Raw genomic sequence first — 22,576 nt, 5'->3', positions numbered from 1 at the left:
AATGTATTCAAACATAGTCAAGGACTAATTCGCACTCTGTTAATGTCTTGTTGCCAAGCGTGTAACTAGAGCCTGAGTCGGTCAGTTCCGACTTGTAGCGGTCAGTCCGTTCTTGCAATATACGCTTTACAGTTTTGTAAGGCGTATAACGACTTATCTCATTGTCGTTTAATCTTGCAAGCACGTTTCTCGCAGCATTCCAATCAGCTTGCACAACTTCCCCATTGAAACGGTGAAAACGATCTCCCTTACGTGTACCTATTAAAAGGCCATGCAAGAAAGAATCACTTTGCGAAGTATATGCAGAATTGACTAGATGCACCGTAGAACCTCTACGGTGAGATATAGAAGTTAGGGCATTAGCTAACAAACCTTTAGCCCATGTATTTAAGCGTCTATTGGTGTTTTTGCCATAGTTGCGTTTACTTTGAATTGGGGATGTTAAATCTTCCGCAACAATCACTTTGGCTTTATCAACCAACTTGTGAGTTGCTGTAAATATTAATGTTTTGAGCTTTGCTTTTTGAGTATCTTGTCGCTTATCTAGTTTTTTTCGACCTAGATTATTTAACTCAATTTTCTGTTTCTTGTGCGGTTTGGCTTTAGAAATCGCTCTGAGCTTATTTCTACGTTTGTACTTTTGATTTAGGTAGTCTGATTCACTTGAGATCAATTTACCTAAACCATTGCCATATACTTCACCATCAGAATCCACAAAGGCTTCTGAATAACCTTTATCAACACCTACGGTTTCCTGACCACAATCCTGTGTTTCAACTGCATCATAAGTTGAGTGAACTTCAACATTACCGTTTTTTAGAATGATTCTAAGTGTGCCTTGTGGCGCAAAATCAACAGTGGTGTTTAGTGGAATTTTAATGGTTTGTCGAGGGACTAGACTCGGCACTTTAAGCCAACATTGACCATTTAACTCAAAAGTTTTACACATATCCGCACGAACAATAATTTGATTATGTGTGTGATTAACACCATGCTTAAAGTGATTACGCATTTGACGATGGAGGAAATTATCAGTCATCCATTCATCTTTTTTAAGCAAGGTGTATAGTCTTTTTTGTTCATTATTACAGGAGGTGCGTTTTCGGATCGCCTGCTTTACTTTGTCTTTTGATGCTTCTCGATAGGCTTTAATATCACCTATGCAATCACGTAGCGTTTCTTTCCACGCATTTGCAGAAACACCAAAGTCACGACTTTCTTTCATCCACGCATCACGAATAGCTCTGTCACTGATATTCAAACCTGAAATAGCACCATATTTAGCCCACACCTCGCTACGAATACGACCAAGTAAAACAGCTTGTTTCTCAAGCTGTTTGTACTTTTGCACATTCAAATTTTTACAGTGATGAATGCGTGTTAATTTCACAAAGTCATGCCTAGGTTAAGGGATTGGATAATCAATAGATATGGATGCTAATATACCAAGACACTCACCTAAAATACAAAAGATAATCATTTAAATCTCTAATAAATACCCACCTTGCCACTACTGAATCGACATAGACAAAATGAGCACTTATGCAAATATTTGTCTATATTTTTAGTTATAGTTAATTACTCTCCTCCGAGAAGACCTTTCCATGGGTTAGACATTAAGTCATCTTGATCTTCAATAGTGACTTTAATTTCATCATTCAATAATTGTCTAATCAAATGAACCTTATCATCTGGGATGAGCATCAGTTGAGCATTTAGTCCTGCCGCAATAATTTCTAAGGTATCTAATCGAGGATTGCCTTGACTTTCCAGTTTTTGGTACTGCTGTCTTGAAATGCCTGTACGTGATTGCATATCAACTTGCTTTAAACCCAATAGGGTTCGTCTTTTTTTGACTTGCTGTAGTAAAGACTTATTTAGTGTAGACATATTTATTGCTTTTTGGTGGTATAAGAAGCATATTAGTTGCTTTTTTATTAAGAAGCAATGACAGAAATTATTAACAGGCTCCGCGGCATCAATATTTAGGATCTAGGCAAGCTGATCTTGTTTAACATAAGCCACTTAGTAGTAGCTAATACTATCTTTTGTTTTGGAGTTTTTTTTATCTTGTATGATTGATACTTTGGAGCATCATCTACACGGTTTTTTGTTCACAGTTTTGAAAGAGCACTTTTGTAAACTTACTTTTTTAAGTATAAAAATTTCTTATGAAGTAAAATATTGAATAAAACAACAATAAAAAAGCCCCAGTCATTCAACTGAGGCTTTTAGAATCTGGAGCGGGAAACGAGACTCGAACTCGCGACCCCAACCTTGGCAAGGTTGTGCTCTACCAACTGAGCTATTCCCGCATGCGGTGTATAATACATGATGCAAAAATAGGGTCAATCATTTTTTGCATATCGTTGTACTGACTGAATAAATAAACAACATTTTTAGAAAAAACAGCAGTCATCAGCCTAAATTTCATAACGAAAAGTGGTGCGAATCGTAAATCGAAGAATCCTCACGACAAGATGCTGCGAATCACACAGAACACGTTATACTTCAGAGAGCTTTTAAAACCATTCGGGGAAATACAAGCATGAGCTTAGAACAACAGTTGCTAGAACGCTTAGCCGTTTTCAATCCAAGCCATTTAGAGGTGGTGAACGAATCTGCAGGACATGGCGGTTATTTCCCGGGTAAAGAGTCGCATTTTAAAGTGGTGATGGTGAGTGAAGATTTTCAGGGGCTACGCGCCGTACAACGTCATCAAAAAATTTATGCTGCTGTAGGTGACTTACTTGCGCCAAATAAAATTCATGCACTGGCGATTCATGCCTTTGTTGCATCTGAATGGCAGGGACAAGACACCAGCAGCCCAGAATGCGCCCACGCACCAAAAACATCGTAATGGAATGAAATAAATGGAAAATTTAGGAATGCTGAATACCATTCACGTTGCTGCAGCGGCTTTATTATTTTTGGTGCTGTTTGTGCGTGCCATGACTTTGTTTAAGGGCACACAAAATAACTCGCCTAATCCTAAAGCGTGGACAGTCTTTGTGGCATTGCAACACTCGGCACTGACGCTGATTGTGGTGACAGGTGTCATTGCTTTGTTTTTAAAAGACTTTCAAGTCGAAACATGGTTTTATGCCAAAATTATTTTATTTTTGGTGATGCTGTCATCTTTAATCAAAGCGTATAAAAAAGATGACAGTATTTTGTTGATTCAACGCCGTGTCGGTTGGGGCTTAGCTTTAGTCGCATTTTTTGCCATTTTAGGCTTAGTGATGTTAAAGCCAAGCTTTGGCTAAGTCAGCAGGTCTTATTGTAGATATTGCTCGTGGCCGCAAACTCACGGGCATTGAATGTATGTAAATATCGGCAAAAGATTGGCTGCATATTTGAGCACTGGCGAATTGTTAGACATAATTCGGCAAGAATATTTACAGCTCAGTTAAACTGAAGTGATGTCACAACAAAAATTGAAAAGAGGGGCGGCAATGCGCACACGTGTGGTGTTTAATCAGAAAGGTGGTGTTGGAAAATCCAGTATTACCGTCAATTTGGCTGCAATCAGTGCGCATCAGGGTTTAAAAACATTGGTGATTGACCTTGACCCGCAAGCCAACTCCAGCCAGTACTTATTGGGTGATGATGCCACTTATTCTGCCGACAAGCCTGCGCTCGAACCCAACATCGAAAATTATTTTGAAGAAGTGTTGGGTGCAAACCAATCCAAAGGTTTATTGGGCAATGCTTTGGGCTCAATTTTAAAAAACCGCAGCAAAGGTTTAGAAGCCTATGTGCATCAGTCGCCATTTAAAAATTTGGATGTGATTCCTGCAAGTCCGCAATTGGGCGGCTTGGCACATGCACTTGAATCGAAACATAAAATTTATAAGCTGCGCGATGCCTTGCAACAATTGTCCGATCAATATGACCGCGTGTTTATTGATACCCCGCCTGCATTTAACTTTTTTACCTTATCGGCATTAATTGCTGCAGATCGGGTGCTCATTCCATTTGACTGCGATGTCTTTTCTAAACGTGCTTTGCAAAGTTTGATTGAAAATGTGTTGGAAACTCAGGATGACCACAATGCAAACTTGCAAATTGAAGGCATTGTGGTGAATCAATATCAAGCACAGGCCAAGTTACCGCGTGAAGTGGTGCAGCAACTCAAAGATGAAGGTTTGCCTGTTTTGAATAGTATGTTACCGCCTTCGGTGTTGATGAAAGAATCACATCATAAAAATTTGCCATTAATTCATTTGGCAACAGATCATAAATTGACGCAGGCCTATCAATCATTGTTCAATGAAATTGAGCAAGCGTGATACAGAGGTAGACATGAAAACATTTGCAATTGGTCTTGTCGCGGCAAGTAGTTTATTGCTAGGGGCTTGTGCGACCACAGTGAAACCTAGCTATGTGTCGCCTACACATTATCAGGCTTTGAATTGCCAACAATTACAAAGCGAATATAACCGTATTCAGCAATATATTGAAAGCGGTGTTGAAGCACCGAAACGTACAGGTGTTGGTGTGGGTATCGGTTTAGGCGGTGGTTGGGGCAGCCGTGGCGGTTGGGGCGTTGCACCGAGTGTTTCAGTCAATATGGGACAGTCATCCAATACCAAAAGAACAGAATTGGCACGTCTTTTAGGTGAGCAAGAAGCCATTGTGCAAGCAGCAAAATTTAAAGCTTGCCCGATTATTGTTAAGCTCAAACCTGCAACATCTTAAATTTTAGGGTTTTGCGAATATTTCGTCCGTGGTGCTGTCATTTTTGCAGCACCATTGCTTAAAAAATGTAGCAAGATAATTCAAGATTGATTTCAATCTAATATTTTAAAAACAAAAACTTAACTTTATTTTCTGTCCTATTTATACCCTTGGGTCAGTCCTGCCAGATAGAAAAACTTGTCATTTTCAATGGCTTTCATATAAGGTGTGCTCCTATTTTTGATTTGCATGCTCTGGTGTTTATGATTGAAAGTTGGCTCTTTGTCCTAGCAATGATTGCGGTCTTGATGATTCCTGGCCCGACCAATGCGCTATTGGCAAGCTCAGCCCACCAACAAGGCATTGCCAAAACCAGTCTGCTGATTCCCGCAGAGTTTTTTGGTTATATGTATGCCATTAGTCTGTGGGCGTTATTCATTCATTTGAGTGCGCCAATTTGGCCTTATTTAATTGATATACTGCATGTTTTAAGCGCAGGCTATGTGTTTTGGATGGCTTTTCATTTATGGAAGCAGTCACATTTAGAGCAACATTGTCAAAAACACTCTGCCATTCGCCCTGCACAATTATTTTTTTCGACTTTTAAAAACCCAAAAGCCTTGTTATTTGCTGCAGGTATTTTTCCTACAGAAACGTGGGATAACCCGACCAACTTTGCTATGGTCTATGTCTTATTTGGTCTGATTTTATTGCCAACAGCGTTATTTTGGATGTCTTTTGGGCGAGCAGTTTTGGCGCGAGAAACCAATAAAGTGACGGCAGATCTGTTATATAAAGGCTCGGCTTTGCTGTTGGTGGTGTGTATGCTGCCTGTGGTGGCACGTTTTTTCTAAAGATTTAGAGACTTTTGGTGAGTTGAGCAATCATCTCACCTGTTTTGAATGTATGAGGGCAGCGCTGTAACAGGCATGCCCAAAGAATTACACAACTTAAGCAGGTTTTTTCTTGAGTTTTTGGCGAATAAAACCAATCACTCCAGGCAAGACACTTAAAATAATAATGCCGAAAATTAAATGGGTGAAATTGTCTTTCACTATTGGCATATTGCCAAATAAATAACCAAGTGTAATAAACGACGCGATCCAGCAAAAAGCGCCAATTACGTTATAGGTCAGGAAGTATTTATAATTCATGCTGCCTGCACCCGCCACGAAGGGCGCAAAGGTACGCGCAAAAGGCACAAAACGCGCAAAAATAATGGTTTTTCCGCCGTGTCGCTCAAAAAAATTCTGGGTTTCGATCAAATGTTTTTTATTGATAAAACGTGATTCCAGTTCAAAAACCCGTGGACCAATATATTTACCAATATGATAATTCAGGGTGTCACCGAGTACCGCAGCAGTAAACAATAAAATACCCAAAATCCACGGATCCATCACTCCTGTCGATGCAGCCAATGCGCCTGCCGCGAACAGTAAACTATCGCCAGGTAAAAACGGCATGACCACCAAGCCCGTTTCTACAAAAATAATCAGGAATAAAATAGCGTAAATCCATACCCCATATTGGGTGATGAATTCGAGCAAATGTTCATCGACGTGTAATATAAAATCAATCAGTTCCATGGGAAAAAACAAGCGAAAGTGTGCTCAAATCCTAGCAGTCCACAGGCGGAAAGTCAGTATGAAAAGGTAAATAATTTTCACAGTGATTTTAGGGATGCTAGACCAGCCACATCGGTTCTTTTTCGTTGCATAGATGCAACAACATGTCTTTTAAATGCGTATTTATCCTGAATTTTGAAAAAACTAAGATGTATTTGTCTTCAAGAATGAATCAAAAATATAGGTGATCTGATGTTTAATCCAAATGTTGTGTTAAAAAGTGTGGTCGAAAAAGCAAGTGTGCAAGCCATTGTAAGTTTATTTGCACGTGCTTTTTTAGCGTATTTATTTATTGTATCTGGTTGGGGAAAAATTGCAGGCTATGATGCAACAGTGGGCTATATGCAAGCTATGGGTGTTTCAGGTTCATTGCTACCTTTGGTGATTTTGCTAGAACTTGGTGGTGGTTTGGCAATTCTATTCGGTTTACAAGCACGTGTCGTGGGTTTGGGTTTAGGTGTTTTTAGTCTTTTAACTGCATTTTTATTCCATGCTGCACCAGAAGATGCGCTGAATTTTATGAAAAATATTGGTTTGGCTGGCGGTTTCTTCTACATCATGCTTTACGGTGCAGGCAAAATAAGTCTAGACCATCTTTTGGAAGCAAAAAAGTAAGTCATTGATTTCCACATCAGCTCAACAATTTAAGCAATCTTCAAGAAGGTTGCTTTTTTTATGCCATAGAAAATGCATAGTCTTTTAAAACTTAGAGTATGTGGTCACTGCAATATCACGAAGAAAAATAGCCATTTTTAGGATTGTCTGAATAGTGTGCGCAAGGCGTGGAAAAATGCTAGAATAGCGCGCTTAATTCGTTTGCCTTTCTATAGTTGTTTGTCATGACTACCAATACTCAAATTACTGAAGATCGTATCCTGATTCTGGATTTCGGTTCGCAATATAGCCAGCTGATCGCACGTCGTGTTCGTGAAGCGGGCGTATATTCTGAAATGTATGCCTACGATATGTCGGAAGAAGACATTCGTGCATTTAATCCAAACGGTATTATCTTATCGGGTGGACCTGAAAGTGTTCACCAAGCGGGTAGTCCACGCGCACCTGAAATTGTATTTAACTTAGGCGTACCTGTACTGGGTATCTGCTATGGCCTACAAACCATGTCAGAACAACTGGGCGGTAAAGTTGAAGCGGGTTCAGTACATGAATTCGGTTATGCCGAAGTCGATATTTTGGTACGTGACAAACTGATTGGTAACTTGCAAGATCGTGAAAACCAATTGCACGTTTGGATGAGCCATGGCGATAAAGTGGCACGCATTCCAGAAGGCTTCCAAATTACGGCTAGCACACCAAGCTGCCCAGTGGCGATGATTTCTGATGAAACACGCCGTTTCTATGGTATTCAATTCCACCCAGAAGTAACGCACACGGCTAAAGGTGCAGAATTACTGTCTAACTTCGTACATCAAATTTGTGGATGTCGTGGTTTGTGGACACCAGAACACATTATCGACTTGCGTGTAGAACAATTACGTCAGCAAATTGGCAATGAGAAAGTATTACTTGGCTTGTCTGGTGGTGTCGATTCATCTGTGGTTGCTGCGTTATTGCACCGTGCCATTGGCGATCAATTAACGTGTGTATTTGTAGACAATGGTTTGTTGCGCTTGAACGAAGGCGATCAAGTAATGCAAATGTTTGCAGAAAACATGGGGATTCGCGTGATTCGTGCCGACGCTGAACAGCGTTTCTTAGGTGCATTGGCTGGTGAAGTTGATCCAGAGAAAAAACGTAAAATCATTGGTCGTGAATTTATTGAAGTTTTTGCCGAAGAAGCACGTAAGCTGGATGGCGTGAAATTCTTGGCACAAGGTACGATTTACCCAGACGTGATTGAATCTGCAGCCAGCAAACAAGGCAAAGCGCATGTGATTAAATCACACCACAACGTGGGCGGTTTACCAGAAGATTTAGCTTTTGAATTGGTTGAACCATTACGTGACTTGTTTAAAGATGAAGTTCGTAAGCTTGGCACCACTTTAGGCTTGCCACACAGCATGATTTACCGCCATCCATTCCCAGGTCCAGGTTTGGGCGTGCGTATTTTGGGTGAAGTGAAAAAAGAATATGCAGACATTTTACGTCTAGCTGATGATATTTTCATGCAGGAATTACGTGCAAGTGGCTGGTATGACAAAACAGCTCAAGCATTTGCAGTATTCCAACCTGTAAAATCTGTTGGTGTCGTCGGTGATGGTCGTCGTTATGCATGGGTAATCGCACTACGTGCCGTAGAAACAGTGGACTTTATGACCGCACGTTTCGCACACTTGCCGTATGACTTGGTGGATCGTATTTCAACGCGCATCATGAATGAAATTGCAGAGGTTTCACGTGTGGTTTATGACGTATCATCTAAACCACCTGCAACCATTGAATGGGAGTAATTCAGGGATTTCACGAAGCACTGCTTCGTGCCTGAATTACGCCAAGCGCTATGCGCGCGGCAGCTAGGGGTTTCAAGCAGCACTGCTGCTTGCCAGTTTTACGACATGAGCCCATTTTAAAGCACGGCTTTTAAAATGGGTGCAAGATGCTTGCGGCAGCTAGCTTTCCTCTTGCACATAAAAAAAGAGCACTCCATGTGCTCTTTTTTATGCCTGCTAAACAATCCAAGATTTAATTTCTTTTTTTACCGTAGATTTAGGGGGCTCAGGCATCCCCACATCAAAACTGATGACACAATTTCGTCCGCTTTGTTTGGCTTGGTATAAGGCCAAATCGGCTTCTTTAATTAGGGTCTGTAAGTCGGTTTGTTGTGGTTTTAAACTGGATACTCCAATGGAGACAGTGAAATTAAAACATTTTTTATCAATGCACATTTCATGCTGAGCAATTTTTTGTCTTAAGCGTTCTGAAATCATCAGTGCTTCATCTAAGCTGGTTTCACTAAGCAGAGCGATAAACTCTTCACCGCCAAAGCGTGCCAAAATATCTTTACGACGCATTTCTTTACGGGCAATTTCAGCAATATTTTGCAACACCCGATCTCCAATATCATGCCCATAGGTATCATTAATTTGTTTAAAGAAATCTACATCCAACATCAATAAACAGATCGAATTCGATTTAGGCCATTCGTGAATTTTATGTTCCGCCATGTGCACAAATTGCCGACGGTTATTCAGTTGGGTCAGTTCATCGGTATGGGCTAAGGCTTGTAGGGTATGGAAATTCCAGTCATCCAGCAAACTGCGCAAAAAGTGGTGGCGTGCATTGAGGGTATTGCTCCAGCTAATATACAAACTGAGTAGCCACATGGGGATATAGACCACCATAAAAATGAGTGCATCTTGTAGGGTTGTTAAGGAGATGGCACTTAAAAAAATCAGCACACTCATGAGCAATGAGTTATACAGAGCAGGTCGGAAACGTACCTGAATACACAGATTAGCCATCACCACAAAAATGACCGAGGCATACACATAAGTGGAAATCCAAGGGCTTTGTGATTGCGACAGGATATAGAACCAAATACCGCAGCACAGTGTGGCGCTGACTGGTAAAATTAAATCTAGCAGGCGAATATCTTTGATCAATTTAAAGCAGAAATAATTGCCAATCAGCGCCAATACAACAGCACTGAGACGGAGTGTGGCCGAGAGTGTAGTGACATCTGGAATGATGAAATAATCGATAAAGAAATACAGCAGGAACGTCATTTGCCCAATGTAATTGACTTGGCGTAAATAACGACGCTGATGTAAATTCTGGTGTTGATAAAAATGTGTTTCAAATTGCGGCGGGAGTTGCGCAGCAGGGTGCTGCAATGCTTTTTCAATTGCTTGTCGGTTTTCAAGATCACACTCAGTTGTTTTTAAAAGTTTTTCTGAGGCTTCCTGATTGCTTAAAATCTTCGAACGGGTCTGTTCCCCCATTCGAGCTTTTACAGACATAGCGATATTTACTCAAATTGACAACTTATAGTGAGGATTATGCGCAAAATGCAGAAAAAATAACCTCCCTAAATTTGGGTATTTTCTCTATTTTTTTTAAATTTTGGTCAAAATTATGCCATATATTTTATGGTGTAGTTCAAGTTTGAACCATAAAAATCAGAACAACAAATTTCATCTTGCTCTTCGTTAGTGATTTACTATATTTAATAGTCAAGGAATTTACAGAAATATAAGAGGTATAGGATGAGCAACAGCAATTATACCGAGCTTTCCAATTCAGACGATTGTGATAAGTACGTCAAGCAATTTATACAGGAATTTCCACTGCGTAGTGCTGAAATTGGGCAGGGAACTTTAATTAAACGTGCTTTACCGAGTCGGCATAAACGCATGATTGGGGCATGGTGTTTTCTAGATCACGCAGGTCCTGTTAATTTTCCACAAGGTGAAGGCTTAGATGTCGGGCCGCATCCACATATTGGTTTGCAAACATTCACCTGGATGATTGAAGGCAGCATTATGCATACCGACAGTTTGGGTACTAAGCAATTGATTCGTCCCAAACAGGTTAATTTAATGACCGCGGGTTATGGTATTTCACATACCGAAGTTGCTCCCGACACCGAAACACACATGCATACAGCGCAACTGTGGATTGCTTTACCTGATGATCAGCGCAATATGGCGCCACGTTTTGATCATTACCCTGACTTGCCTGTGGTTTTGCTAGATGGAGTGGAATTTACCATCTTAGTTGGTGAATTTTTAAATACCACTTCACCAGTATTAGTACATAGTGAGTTGCTAGGGGTAGATATTTATAGTGAAACCAGCACGACAACCCGTTTGCCGCTGAATCCTAAATTTGAATATGGTTTGATGATGCTGGAAGGCACAGCCACTGTGCATGGGCATGAATTAAACGATGAAAATATGCTGGTGCTTGAACCGGGCTTAACCGAAATTCAGCTAGATTTACATGCGGGTGCGCGTCTGTTGCTATTGGGCGGTTTACCTTTTGAGTCGCCAATTTTGTTGTGGTGGAATCTCGTCGGTCGTACCCAAGAGGAACTCAGCATTGCACGTGAGCAATGGGTCAATCATGATCCTCGTTTTGGCACAATACCAGACTACGATGGACCACGTTTAGAAGCGCCGACTTTCCCCGCAAAAATGCGTGCATCAAAATAAATGATGGAATATCAATCTATAGGGAGCATCTTATGGCCAAGATTGGCACAGCACAGGTACGCAGTTTAGACACGGCATGGCAAGGTCAGATCCAAAGTGGTCAGCACCAATGGAAGGTAGATGAGCCTGAAAAGTTAGGTGGTCAAGATGCAGGTCCTGCACCTTATGATCTGTTATGTAGCAGTTTGGTCGCTTGCACCATGATTACCTTGCGTATGTATGCACAGCATAAGGGTTTGGATTTTGGCAAAATTCAGGTCGAGGCGGACTTCTTTACCAATCAGGAAGGGCAGGAGTGGATTGAACGCCGTGTGCAAACTGAAGCAGCGTTAGATGCAGAATTACAGCAAAAAGTACTGAATATCTGTCAAAAAACACCTGTGACGAAAACCTTGTTACGCAGTGTGGAAATTCGTACTGAATTGGGTTAAACCTAGAGTTGAATCCGTCTCTTATAAAAAGGCATGCAGGACATGCCTTTTTATAATGTTGCGTGAAACAGAAGATATAACAATCACTTAAAACAGATGTAATAAAAACAAAATAGGACGTTTATGATTACTTTACACCACCTTGATCAATCCCGCTCTTTCCGCATTTTGTGGGCGCTCGAAGAGCTGGGTTTGGACTATGAAATCAAGTTTTACCACCGTCAGCCCAATTTAAGTGCGCCCAATGAATTGAAGCTGATTCACCCATTGGGTAAAGCACCAATTTTGACGGATGCAGAGCAGACCATTGCAGAATCTGCAGTCATTTTGGAGTACTTGCAGCAGCATTATGATACGCAAAGGCAGTTTAAACCGCAGCAGGCTTCAGCACAGCAAGCATATCAATACTGGATGCATTATGCCGAAGGCTCGCTAATGCCATTGTTAGTGATGCAATTGGTGATAACCAATGTGCCGCAGCATGTGCCATGGTTAGTTCGACCAATGGCGCAAAAAATTACTGCAGGTGTTAAAGCAGAGTTTATTCAGCCTCGTTTAAAAGATCATATTGCTTATTTAGAAGATTATTTGGGCAAACATGATTATTTTGCAGGGGATTTTTCTTTTGCCGATATTCAAATGGGTTTCCCGCTCCAAGCATTGCAAAGCCGTACCGGGCATCATTATCCACAGATTGCGGCTTATTTGGCACGCGTGGAACAGCGTCCTGCATTTCAGCGTGCACGCGAACGTGAGCAGCAGTTAATGCAAATCTAGCGATGATTTTTGTGAGTACATCGTTCTATAGACCTAAAAAAAGATGCAGAGGCATCTTTTTTTAATTGATTTTGGTCGATTGATAACAATGAGGCTTAGCGTTTCACGACAATTGAATCAATTCCACTATGCTGCAAAGTTTGCTGAGCAATCACTGCAGCATCGGCTGAATCATAAGGGCCTGAAATCACCCGATACCAAGTTTCACCACCTTCTACACTTTTCACTACATCTGCCGATAAACCATTCAAAATAATTTCGGCACGACGTGCATCTGCAGCATCTGGGTCGGTATAGCTACGCACTTGTAGAATATAGCTGGCTTGTACCACAGGGGCAGGCATTTCTGTCAGACCAACATTGGCTTCGCTGGCCGCTGGCGCCTCTACAGCAGCAGGCGCTTCAACAATGACTACGGTATTCTGTTGCTGTGTTTCAGGCACCGCTTGCTCAGGAATTGGGGTAACCTGTTGCTGTGGCAGCAAATCATAAAAACGATAGTCTTTGTTGGTATCTTCCTGATAATGCTCAGAATTGATTTGCCCTTTAGGCTGTACAGGTGCCCACGGTTTCCATAGCATTAAGGCTACAGCAAAACACAACACGATTAAAATCACCACGAGTGTGCCTAACCACGTTGGAATTAGTGGTTTTTTGGGCTTATTCGGTCGTTCAGATACACCGCGTTGCGTTTTTCCAAACACGTGGACTTCCTCTTGTTATGCTTTTATTTGGCTTTTACATTGTTTCTGGTGCAGAGACACCTAATAATTCTAAACCATTACGCAAGACTTGTTGTACGTTTACTGAAAGCAATAAGCGTGCTTGAGTCAAGGCTGCATCATCATTCAGAACTTTATGCTCATTGTACCAACCGTGGAACAATGCTGCTAATTCTTTCAAATAGTTACCTACCTGATGCGGTTCGTGGCTGTTGGCAGCACGTACTAAAATTTCAGGATACGCAGCCAGTTTGGCTAAAATTTCAGTTTCAGCATCTAGCTCAAGTTTAGCGGCAAACTGACGTGCAGTTGTCGCATTAAAATTCAATTGCGTAGCAGCAGCTTTTTCGAGCATACGACAAATACGTGCATGAGCATATTGAATATAGTAGACCGCATTGTCTTTACTTTGTGAAACGGCCAAATCTAGGTCAAAGTCAATGTGCTGTTCAGATTTGCGCATGACGTAATAGAAACGTGCAGCATCGTTGCCGACTTCTTTACGCAAATCACGCAAGGTCACGTACTGACCTGAACGGGATGACATTTGTACCATTTCACCACCACGCCATAAGCTCACGAACTGCACTAACAGTACCGTTAATTTTTTCGAGTCGTAGCCTAGTGCATCAATGGCCGCTTTCACACGTGAAATATAACCGTGGTGATCTGAACCCCAAATATCAATTAGGTCTGTGTAGCCACGTTGTAATTTATTCAGGTGATAAGCAATGTCTGAAGCAAAGTAAGTGGTTTGACCATTGCGGCGTTTCACCACACGGTCTTTTTCATCGCCAAATGCGGTCGATTTAAACCAGATATTGCCGTCTTGTTCGTATAGATAACCACGTTGATCTAGTGTTTGCAGAGCTTCATCAATTTTTTCAGTCAATGACGCTTCGCTAAACCATTGGTTAAAGGTGACACCAAACTCGCCCAAGTCATCTTTAATGTCGGCCAAAATAGCATTCAGCGCAGCCTGATGGAACACGCGATAATCATCACCCAAGAGCGTTTGTGAATTGAAAATCAAACCATCAATGTGTTTTTCTTTGTCGCCCGACAAGACCACTTTGTTGCCATCGGCATCGAGTTCTGCCGCATATTGCACATCTTCAGGCACATTGTTATATACATCTGCAACAGGGCGTACATGGCGTTCACCATCCTGTTTTAAAATGCTTTGTGCGATGTCTTTAACGTAGTCACCCTGATACGCATTTTTGGGGAACACCAGCGTTTGACCTGCCAGTTCCAAATAACGCAAGTAAGTTGAAGTCGCCAAAATATCCATTTGACGGCCAGCATCATTGACATAGTATTCACGGTCAACTTTAGCACCTGTGGCTTCAAGTAAATTGGCAACTGTCATACCATAAGCAGCACCACGACCATGACCCACGTGTAGGCTTGAGGTTGGGTTAGCAGAAACGAACTCGACCTGAATGCGTTTTTCTGCATTGATTTGGCTGCGTCCAAATTGTTGTTTTTGTGCTTGAATTTGATCTAAAACACTAAAACGCTGGTCGGCATTTAAAAAGAAGTTAATAAAACCAGGGCCTGCAATCTCTGCTTTGCTGATGTCTGCAACTTCAGGCAGAGCAGCAAGAATTTTTTCGGCTAAATCGCGTGGCTTCATGCCTGCGGCTTTAGAGGCAATCATGGCAATATTTGATGCGAAATCACCGTGGCTACGGTCTTTGGTACGGGTTAAATTACTCGTATTGTTCCAGTCAGATGGGAGTACACCTTCAGCTTGAAGGGATTGCACTGCATGATCGAGCGCTGCTTGTATTGCCGTATTCATATTTAGTCGAAAAATAGATGTGCAGAAAAACGCTAAATATAGCAAATTTCAGGGGCTTTAGGGGAGTGCAATTGTATGCTTTATCGAATTTCAGAGATTGTAGCTAAGCATGAACAAATTGCCTGAAAAATCATCCTTTAAGCAAGCAATTCATGGCATAGTATGCGGCATTCAGTGAGGCGAAAAGGCTGGAGCATGAAACAACGTGCAATGATTTTTGGCAATGTACCCAAATTACCCATGAAATGGGCCACGGTGGTAATGCCTTTCTTTTTATCATGTTTGATGAGTGGCATCATTTCGTTGATTAATATGATCCGAAATTTGGGCTGGATTGAGGGATTTTTTACCCTGTGGTTGCATAACTGGATGATTTCTTGGGCGTTTGCTTTTCCAGTCGTATTATGTGTGCTGCCTTTGGTGCGTAAGTTCACTGGCTTAATTGTAGATATGACGCCACTGCAACCACCCAAATAAATTAGGTTCGATGCCTATATAACATGGGCTATCAGAAATAAAAATCATTCAGATTTGGTTATCAAACTTCTAAATGCCCTATTTGCTGCAATTCGGGCTAAGCTAGTCAGATGTCAGATGGTGCATCTCAATCCATGCGCCATCAGCAACCGATTAGAATGAGATGAACAATGACAACCGCAAATTTGCAGCAGAAACGTCCTTTATATATTCCCTATGCGGGCAACGGCCTTTTAGAATTGCCTTTATTAAATAAAGGTTCTGCATTTTCAGAAGAAGAACGCACCCGTTTTAACTTGCATGGCTTAATTCCACATGCAATTGAAAATATTGAAGAACAAAGCCAGCGTTCGTATCAGCAATATTCTGCTTTTAGTGATGCCATCAACAAGCATATTTATTTGCGCAACATTCAGGACACCAATGAAACCCTGTTTTATCACCTGATTGAACAGCATTTGAGTGAAATGATGCCAATTATTTACACCCCAACGGTGGGTGAGGCATGTCAGCGTTTTTCTGATATTTATCGCCGTCATCGTGGCATTTTTATTTCGTATCCAGACCGCGCCCACATTGACGATATTGTGCAAAATATCAATAAAAAGAATGTCAAAGTGATTGTGATTACCGATGGTGAACGTATTTTAGGTCTGGGCGATCAGGGCATTGGTGGCATGGGCATCCCAATTGGCAAACTGTCTTTATATACCGCTTGTGGCGGTATTAGTCCTGCCTATACTTTGCCAATTACCCTAGATGTCGGCACCAATAACCCACAATTGTTGAATGACCCGATCTATATGGGCTGGAATCAGCCACGTATTAGTGGTGAGGAATACTATCAATTTGTCGATCAGGTGATTGATGCGGTGAAACGCCGTTGGCCAAAGGCATTGATTCAGTTTGAAGATTTTGCTCAGAAAAATGCCATGCCCTTGCTGAATAAATATCGTGATCAGATTTGCTGTTTTAATGATGATATTCAGGGCACTGCTGCTGTATCTGTGGGCAGTTTAATTGCTGCATCACGTGCGGCAGGCAAGCAGCTGAAAGATCAAACCATTGCCTTTTTGGGCGCGGGTTCTGCAGGATGTGGTATTGCCGAGCAAATTGTGGCGCAAATGGTGGTGGAAGGCTTAAGCGATGCTGAAGCACGTGCTCGTGTGTATATGGTGGATCGTTTTGGCTTATTCACTAGCAATCAGCCAAACTTGCTCGATTTCCAACGTAAATTGGCACAAAGTCCTGACCGTGTTGCACATTGGGGCAATCCTGAAGGTGTGATTTCTCTGTTGGACGTCATTCAAAACGCCAAGCCAACGGTATTGATTGGGGTTTCGGGGCAACCGGGTTTATTTACTGAAGAGGTGATTAAAACCTTGGCTGCCAATTGCGAGCGTCCAATTGTGTTGCCATTGTCAAACCCAACCTCACAAGTTGAAGCATTTCCTGCCGATATTTTGGAGTGGACTGAAGGCAAGGCCTTAATTGCAACAGGTAGCCCATTTGAGCCAGTGAACTATCAGGGCAAACTTTATAATATTTCCCAATGCAATAACTCGTATATTTTCCCAGGTATTGGCTTAGGGGTAATCGCTGCAGGGGCAACACGTGTGACAGACAGTATGTTAATTGCATCCAGTAATGCGCTGGCGGACTGCTCACCATTGTTGCAGGATCCAAATGCAGATTTATTGCCTGATTTAAATGAAATTCAGCAGGTGTCTAAATTTATTGCATTTAGAGTCGCAAAAGCAGCAATGGATGCAGGCGTTGCAGCTGTCATGAGTGATGAGGCATTACGAGAGGCAATTGAGGCTAATTTCTGGAAGCCTGAATATCGTGATTATAAACGTGTGACGTTTTAAGCAAAATTCATTCGTGTATTGTTAATGAAATAAGCCACAAGGCGTGTTATTGCACGCCTTGTTTTTATTTGGAATAGGATGGGGTTTGCGATGTGATTACTTGGAATTTAAGTCTTCAACTCACACTAAGCAATATAGTTCTGTTTTGGATTTAAATCGGCACAATTCAAAGGATTTAAGGCACATTGTAATTCATCAATTTGTTGCTGGCTGACATAGCCTTGCCCAATTAAGTATTTAGCCACACGGTCATCTCTTAGACTTAAAAAAGCCGCATCATAGACGCCTAAATCGACAAATAGCGCTGCGGTTTCGAGACTGTTAAAACGGTCTAAATACACGTCATTGCCATATAACAGAAAAATATGTTCGGCAGGGGCATGTGCATTAATATTCAAGCGTTCTGCCAATTCAAAGGGTGGGGTTTTAATAAACAGTAAATCGGACAGCTCATCAAATTGAGAGGTGTCGAGCTGTGCTGTATCGGTTTTGACTTTGCCCAACCATGCTTTAAAGACCAGTACGGCACCACCGCGCAATAATATACTCCAAATATGTTGGCGGGTAGGTTCATCTAGGCCTTGAGCTTCTTGCTCCAAAAGGCTGAGTAATTGTTGTTCCTGATCTGCAAGTTTCTCGAACAGACCTAAACCTTGAGGTTTATACGCTGCAGGACTAAATACATCAAAATTGAGTTCTTCAAAGACTTGTAGGGCTAAGGGTACTGCGGTTTGATACAGGGTATTCAGCGCTTGTAGATGAGGAGCTTTGAGTTTGCTGTTTTGAAACAGACGATCCCAGTGAATTTCGGGCAATAGCGCATTTACGCCATATTGACGCTGTAGCTGCTGTGTTTGTTCTGCGAGCTGCTGTTCATGGTTCACGGTATTCATGAGATTCTTCCTAAAACGTGAAAACAGGTCGATCAACGCTTAATAGGGCAGGAAATTTGTTTGGATGTGGCTTGAAGATGAATGCGCTGATCATTTCTTGTACTTAGTTATGCGCGCAGATAGTCAATAGATGTATAAGACTAAAGTCTAATGTATTGCAATGTGCTCAGAAAAGCCTTTACAAACTCGGCAATTAAAGAAATTGTAAGCAAGTTTGGGTGTATTTGCTTACGATCTTGTCAGACTTTGCCATAGCGAATCTGACCATGATATTTAATGTGAATTGTAGCGCATCAAAAGGCAGTGTTTTTGAAAAGTTTGGTCAATGGGTGTTGCATCAGGTCAATCGCTGTCAATATTGACAGCAAATGTGTTGGATTTTCATTGTAGCCATATTTCGCTATGTAAAGTGAAGCTTGGTCATCAGACTAACAAATGTAACCAAACCAGAAAATGTAACAAGGTCGGTGCGTTCATCTCAGCTTTATCTCTGTGGGATGAGCGCCCCAAATTAGCCAAAGTTAGGTATGTGAATCAAGTCTCCGAAATTTTCAGACCCGATAACCAAGAACGTAGCGATGCTGGTTTTAATGGTTTTTTCAGCAAGACGATGTTGAGTTCTTTTAAGCGTTGCGGTAGTTCTGGATCAGAGTCAGCAGTAATTAACGCCACAGGTACATCGGCTTGACGATGTTCCAGAATAAAATCTAAACCGATTTTATCGTCATTTAAGTGCTGATCGACCAACCAAACTTGAATGTGCTCACGTTGAATCAACTCAATTGCTTGTTCAGGTTCGGTGGCTTTAAATACGTGATAGCCCCATTTACTCAGCAGGGTCGCCATGCCTTCCAAAATGGTTTCATCATTATCTAAACACAAAATTTTATAGGCTTTGGTTTTCAACGGCACCACTTGCACAGGTGCAGCCACTACTTTTGGAGCTTCGACAATCGGTACTTCAATCATAAAGCACGAGCCTTTGCCCAATTCCGAATAGACATGCACAGGGTAGTTCAGCAAACTGGTCATACGCTGCACAATCGCTAACCCAAGACCTAGACCTTGCTCACCCCAAGGCGACGTATGTCCGCAACGCTCAAATTCCTGAAACAGTTTAATACGTTGTTCTTCGGCAATACCCGGACCTGTATCCCACACCCCAATTCGAATATGTTGTGGATGTTCTGCAGAACGTAACACGCCCACGACCACACGCCCTTTGGCGGTATAGCGCAGCGCATTGCTGACAAAGTTTTGAATAATACGACGAATCCATTGTGGGTCGGTATCAATCCAGAACTGTACGTCATGCACACGGAATTCAATGCCACGTTGTGCCGCAATGGATTTAAATTGCAGGCTTAAATCGCTGAGTAAGTCATGCAGTGGATAAGCCTGACGTTTCGGCTGAATCGTACCGCCTTCCAAACGGGCAATATCCAACAAGGCCGAGAGCATACTTTCTGCACCATGCAGGGCACGATCCAGTTGTTGCAGGGTTTTACGGTCTTCATCGGACTGAATACTTTGCTCTAAAGCCGTACTGAATAAGCGCGCTGCATGCATTGGCTGTAATAAGTCATGACTGGCAGCGGCAATAAAGCGGCTTTTGGACATATTGGCTTTGTCGGCTTGTTCACGTGCCAATTGCTGTTCTGCCAAAGCATCGGCCAATTGTTGTGTGCGATCTTGTACCCGTGCTTCAAGTACGGCTTCGTTTTCACGGAAAGCGGTAATATCGGCAAAGGTGGTCACGAAACCACCGCCTTCAATTGGATTACCACGCATTTGAATTACACGACCATCTTTACGGATGCGTTCAAACTCGTGTGCACTGCCCATTTTCATCCAGTGAATACGTTTACGCACGTGTTCTTCAATTGAGCCCGGACCACATTCACCACGTTCTGCGTTATAGCGAATCAAATCGGCAATTGGGCACCCGACATAGACAATATCTTTAGGATAATCAAATAGTTTGAGATATTGATTATTCCATGCTACCAAACACATATTTTCATCTACCACACTCACGCCTTGGGTCATGTGGTCAATCATGGTCATGATTAGGTTTTGGTTAAAGCGTTGCCATTGTGAGGCTTGGTCAAGAATATTCGCAACTTGCCCTAAAGCGAGTCCGTTATTGACCATGGCAGTGGTGAGCAAAGTACGCGCAGATGCTGCACCAATGGTGCCTGCCAAATATTGTTCGGTAAAACGCCACCACATGCCGTTGGCATTGGCATTTTCATTCAGCACCACATTATTTTGCTGACTAAACTGCTCAAAGGCTTGTCGGGTTGGAGATTCGCCTGTAATGCGTTTTGCCAGTGTGATTAAATCGCCTACTTTTAAACGCGCTACATCCTGATGTGAATAGCTGACCTCGTTGCTCATGTTCTGAGTTGGCAAAGGCTTGGTTTCATAATAAAAGAAACTTTCGGCCTGAATCTGTTCTGCCACACTTGGGCGGAAAATACGTGACACCCAAACATATAACAAAATATTTAAACCGAGCGCCCAAACCACCCCATGTGTGAGCGGGGCAAAAGATTCAAAGCCAAGCAAGGCTTCAGGGCGTAACCAGTTGATGCCCAAAGGCCCAAGCAGTAAAAACTCACGGGTAAAGTCGCTGAACTGACTTGGCAGGCTGCGTAAAATGGTCGGAAGCAGCAGGGTATAGGCCCACATCGCAAAACCAACAATTAAACCTGCATAAACGCCCTGTTTACTGCCACCGCGCCAATACAAACCACCAATCAGGGCAGGGGAGAACTGCGCCACTGCACTAAAGGCCAACAAGCCAAACACAGAAAGTTGATCAATATCGTTAAAGAAGTTGAAGAACAGGAAGCCGAGTAGCATTACCGCTAAAATACAAATGCGTCGGGTGAATTTCAGTACCAAAGGCAAGCGCTTGTCATGGCGTGAGAAAATGCCCATGCGCCACAAGGCAGGCATGATCAGGTCATTACTCAGCATGATCGACAGTGCTACTGAAGATACCAATAGCATACCTGTTGAGGCGGAGAATCCTCCCAAGAACGCCAACAGCGTCAACCAGTCTTGGTTATAACTGAGTGGCAAAGACAAAACCGCTACATCTGGGATGGCTAAATATTGCGGAGCTGCGTGCAAAGCCCAACTGGCAATTGGAACAATCGCGATGGTGGTTAAAATCAGATAAACGGCAAACCAGCGACGCGCACCCCGAATATGTTTTTCATCGCGCAGTTCGACCACAGCAACGTGAAACTGACGCGGCAAACAAATAATCGCTAATGCCGCCAATAAGGTTTGCACCCAAAAGGTTTCAGGCACACCAAACAGCTGTACTTCATGGAAGGTAATTGAAACATCATTGGCAATTTGATGAATATTGCCGGGTGCTTCAAAAACAAAAAAGAATGCTACTGCGAGTAATGCAAACAGTTTCACAAACGATTCAAAGGCCACTGCCAGCATTAAACCGCCGTGCTGCTCCGTATTGGCAATTTGTCGGGTACCAAACAGCATCGCCAAAATAGCCAATAAACCTGTCAGGAATAACACCGCATTGGTGGTACTTTCAACATTGGTGCTTTGATCCAAAATCACTGCGGCACTCAGCGCAATTGCGCGTAATTGCAAAGCCAAATAGGGAATAATTGCAATCACCGCCAAAATTGTGACCAGTGATGCCAATGGCCCGCTTTTACCGTAACGTGCAGCAACAAAGTCAGCAATCGATGAAATGGCGTGGTGTTGTCGCACTCGACCTAAACGTCGCCAAATATCATAACCAACAGCGACAAACAGCAATGGCCCTAAATAAATGGGTAAAAAAATGATCCCTTCACGAACGGCTGCGCCCGTTGCACCATAAAAAGTCCATGATGAACAGTACACCCCTAAAGTTAAGCTGAACATGAGCATGCGCCCACGCGTGCTTAAACGACTGGCGTGTTTTTCCCCATAGAAAGCACAGATAAAAAGTAATGCGATATAGAGGGCTAAAACCCCCATAATGAGCCAGCTGTTCATGATGCCTTAAAAGTATCGACAATAGGGCTATGATAGCCTATTCCATTGCCTTTGCGCTGAGGTTGATCATTTTTTTAGCGACCAAAGTCTAAATTGCAAATCGGCTCCAACATTGTTAATTTTAAGTTCGAAATAATTCGAATTAAAAATTTGCGC

Annotated in this window: 20 protein-coding genes and 1 tRNA gene; 12 read left to right on the top strand and 9 right to left on the bottom strand. The window is 42.3% G+C overall.

The window, feature by feature from the left end:
- Positions 1-7: 7 nt before the first annotated feature.
- The 3 genes from FTV41_RS09310 to FTV41_RS09300 form a co-directional block, all read right to left on the bottom strand.
- Positions 8-1,390, bottom strand: a complete 1,383-nt coding sequence (locus FTV41_RS09310; protein WP_179996444.1) for an IS200/IS605 family accessory protein TnpB-related protein — start codon at positions 1,388-1,390, stop codon at positions 8-10.
- A gap of 188 nt (positions 1,391-1,578) precedes the next feature.
- Positions 1,579-1,890 (bottom strand): helix-turn-helix domain-containing protein, encoded by a 312-nt coding sequence (locus FTV41_RS09305; protein ID WP_104852853.1) that lies wholly within the window; start codon positions 1,888-1,890, stop codon positions 1,579-1,581.
- A 349-nt stretch (positions 1,891-2,239) separates the two neighbouring features.
- Positions 2,240-2,315, bottom strand: a tRNA-Gly gene (locus FTV41_RS09300).
- 233 nt (positions 2,316-2,548) lie between these two features.
- Between FTV41_RS09300 and FTV41_RS09295 the strand changes: the two genes are divergently transcribed.
- The 5 genes from FTV41_RS09295 to FTV41_RS09275 all read left to right on the top strand — a co-directional run bounded on the left by FTV41_RS09295 (position 2,549) and on the right by FTV41_RS09275 (position 5,534).
- Complete coding sequence (locus FTV41_RS09295) at positions 2,549-2,860, top strand: BolA family transcriptional regulator (RefSeq protein ID WP_179996443.1); 312 nt, start codon at positions 2,549-2,551, stop codon at positions 2,858-2,860.
- Positions 2,861-2,873: 13 nt separating this feature from the next.
- A complete protein-coding gene (locus tag FTV41_RS09290) occupies positions 2,874-3,266 on the top strand; it encodes a SirB2 family protein (protein WP_004970245.1) in 393 nt (130 codons plus the stop codon).
- 189 nt (positions 3,267-3,455) lie between these two features.
- A complete protein-coding gene (locus FTV41_RS09285) occupies positions 3,456-4,292 on the top strand; it encodes a ParA family protein (protein WP_070155018.1) in 837 nt (278 codons plus the stop codon).
- 13 nt (positions 4,293-4,305) lie between these two features.
- Positions 4,306-4,701: a hypothetical protein gene (locus FTV41_RS09280; protein ID WP_131261282.1), complete on the top strand. Its 396-nt coding sequence runs from the start codon at positions 4,306-4,308 to the stop codon at positions 4,699-4,701.
- A gap of 242 nt (positions 4,702-4,943) precedes the next feature.
- Positions 4,944-5,534 (top strand): LysE family translocator, encoded by a 591-nt coding sequence (locus FTV41_RS09275; RefSeq protein WP_004970239.1) that lies wholly within the window; start codon positions 4,944-4,946, stop codon positions 5,532-5,534.
- A gap of 96 nt (positions 5,535-5,630) precedes the next feature.
- Here FTV41_RS09275 and FTV41_RS09270 read toward each other — a convergent pair whose 3' ends face one another.
- Positions 5,631-6,266, bottom strand: coding sequence for a DedA family protein (locus tag FTV41_RS09270; RefSeq protein WP_179996442.1), 636 nt, complete (start codon positions 6,264-6,266; stop codon positions 5,631-5,633).
- Positions 6,267-6,497: 231 nt separating this feature from the next.
- Here FTV41_RS09270 and FTV41_RS09265 point away from each other — a divergent pair, with 231 nt between their 5' ends.
- Entirely contained in the window at positions 6,498-6,920 is a 423-nt protein-coding gene (locus tag FTV41_RS09265; RefSeq protein ID WP_004970234.1) for a DoxX family protein, read from the top strand.
- A gap of 224 nt (positions 6,921-7,144) precedes the next feature.
- On the top strand, positions 7,145-8,713 hold the full coding sequence (gene guaA, locus FTV41_RS09260) for a glutamine-hydrolyzing GMP synthase (protein WP_004970232.1): 1,569 nt from the start codon (positions 7,145-7,147) through the stop codon (positions 8,711-8,713).
- 216 nt (positions 8,714-8,929) lie between these two features.
- On the opposite strand, the gene FTV41_RS09255 is transcribed toward guaA, so the two are convergent.
- Positions 8,930-10,222, bottom strand: coding sequence for a GGDEF domain-containing protein (locus FTV41_RS09255; protein ID WP_179996441.1), 1,293 nt, complete (start codon positions 10,220-10,222; stop codon positions 8,930-8,932).
- 246 nt (positions 10,223-10,468) lie between these two features.
- Here FTV41_RS09255 and FTV41_RS09250 point away from each other — a divergent pair, with 246 nt between their 5' ends.
- From FTV41_RS09250 to FTV41_RS09240, 3 genes are all read left to right on the top strand, one after another.
- Positions 10,469-11,416 (top strand): pirin family protein, encoded by a 948-nt coding sequence (locus FTV41_RS09250; RefSeq protein WP_004970229.1) that lies wholly within the window; start codon positions 10,469-10,471, stop codon positions 11,414-11,416.
- Positions 11,417-11,448: 32 nt separating this feature from the next.
- Complete coding sequence (locus FTV41_RS09245; RefSeq protein ID WP_004970227.1) at positions 11,449-11,847, top strand: OsmC family protein; 399 nt, start codon at positions 11,449-11,451, stop codon at positions 11,845-11,847.
- Between the two features lie 123 nt (positions 11,848-11,970).
- Positions 11,971-12,624 (top strand): glutathione S-transferase family protein, encoded by a 654-nt coding sequence (locus FTV41_RS09240; RefSeq protein WP_179996440.1) that lies wholly within the window; start codon positions 11,971-11,973, stop codon positions 12,622-12,624.
- A gap of 95 nt (positions 12,625-12,719) precedes the next feature.
- Here the strand turns inward: FTV41_RS09240 and FTV41_RS09235 are convergent, their stop codons facing one another.
- Together FTV41_RS09235 and argS are read right to left on the bottom strand one after the other, a co-directional pair.
- A complete protein-coding gene (locus FTV41_RS09235) occupies positions 12,720-13,328 on the bottom strand; it encodes an SPOR domain-containing protein (protein ID WP_004970222.1) in 609 nt (202 codons plus the stop codon).
- A 34-nt stretch (positions 13,329-13,362) separates the two neighbouring features.
- Positions 13,363-15,153: an arginine--tRNA ligase gene (argS, locus tag FTV41_RS09230; protein WP_104852866.1), complete on the bottom strand. Its 1,791-nt coding sequence runs from the start codon at positions 15,151-15,153 to the stop codon at positions 13,363-13,365.
- Positions 15,154-15,348: 195 nt separating this feature from the next.
- Here argS and FTV41_RS09225 point away from each other — a divergent pair, with 195 nt between their 5' ends.
- Together FTV41_RS09225 and FTV41_RS09220 are read left to right on the top strand one after the other, a co-directional pair.
- Complete coding sequence (locus FTV41_RS09225) at positions 15,349-15,630, top strand: DUF2798 domain-containing protein (protein WP_004970219.1); 282 nt, start codon at positions 15,349-15,351, stop codon at positions 15,628-15,630.
- A 170-nt stretch (positions 15,631-15,800) separates the two neighbouring features.
- Positions 15,801-17,501: an NAD-dependent malic enzyme gene (locus FTV41_RS09220; protein ID WP_004970216.1), complete on the top strand. Its 1,701-nt coding sequence runs from the start codon at positions 15,801-15,803 to the stop codon at positions 17,499-17,501.
- 125 nt (positions 17,502-17,626) lie between these two features.
- On the opposite strand, the gene FTV41_RS09215 is transcribed toward FTV41_RS09220, so the two are convergent.
- Both FTV41_RS09215 and FTV41_RS09210 read right to left on the bottom strand, forming a co-directional pair.
- Positions 17,627-18,394 carry a hypothetical protein gene (locus FTV41_RS09215; protein WP_179996439.1) on the bottom strand — a complete coding sequence of 256 codons (768 nt, stop codon included), beginning with the start codon at positions 18,392-18,394 and terminating at the stop codon, positions 17,627-17,629.
- 534 nt (positions 18,395-18,928) lie between these two features.
- Complete coding sequence (locus tag FTV41_RS09210; protein ID WP_179996438.1) at positions 18,929-22,420, bottom strand: PAS domain-containing hybrid sensor histidine kinase/response regulator; 3,492 nt, start codon at positions 22,418-22,420, stop codon at positions 18,929-18,931.
- Between the last annotated feature and the right edge of the window lie 156 nt (positions 22,421-22,576).

Origin of the sequence: Acinetobacter sp. YH16051 (genome assembly GCF_013417135.1) — a bacterium.
Taxonomy (GTDB): Bacteria; Pseudomonadota; Gammaproteobacteria; order Pseudomonadales; family Moraxellaceae; genus Acinetobacter; species Acinetobacter towneri.
Note: the sequence above shows the minus strand (reverse complement) of the source record. Positions and strands in the feature narration are given on the sequence as shown.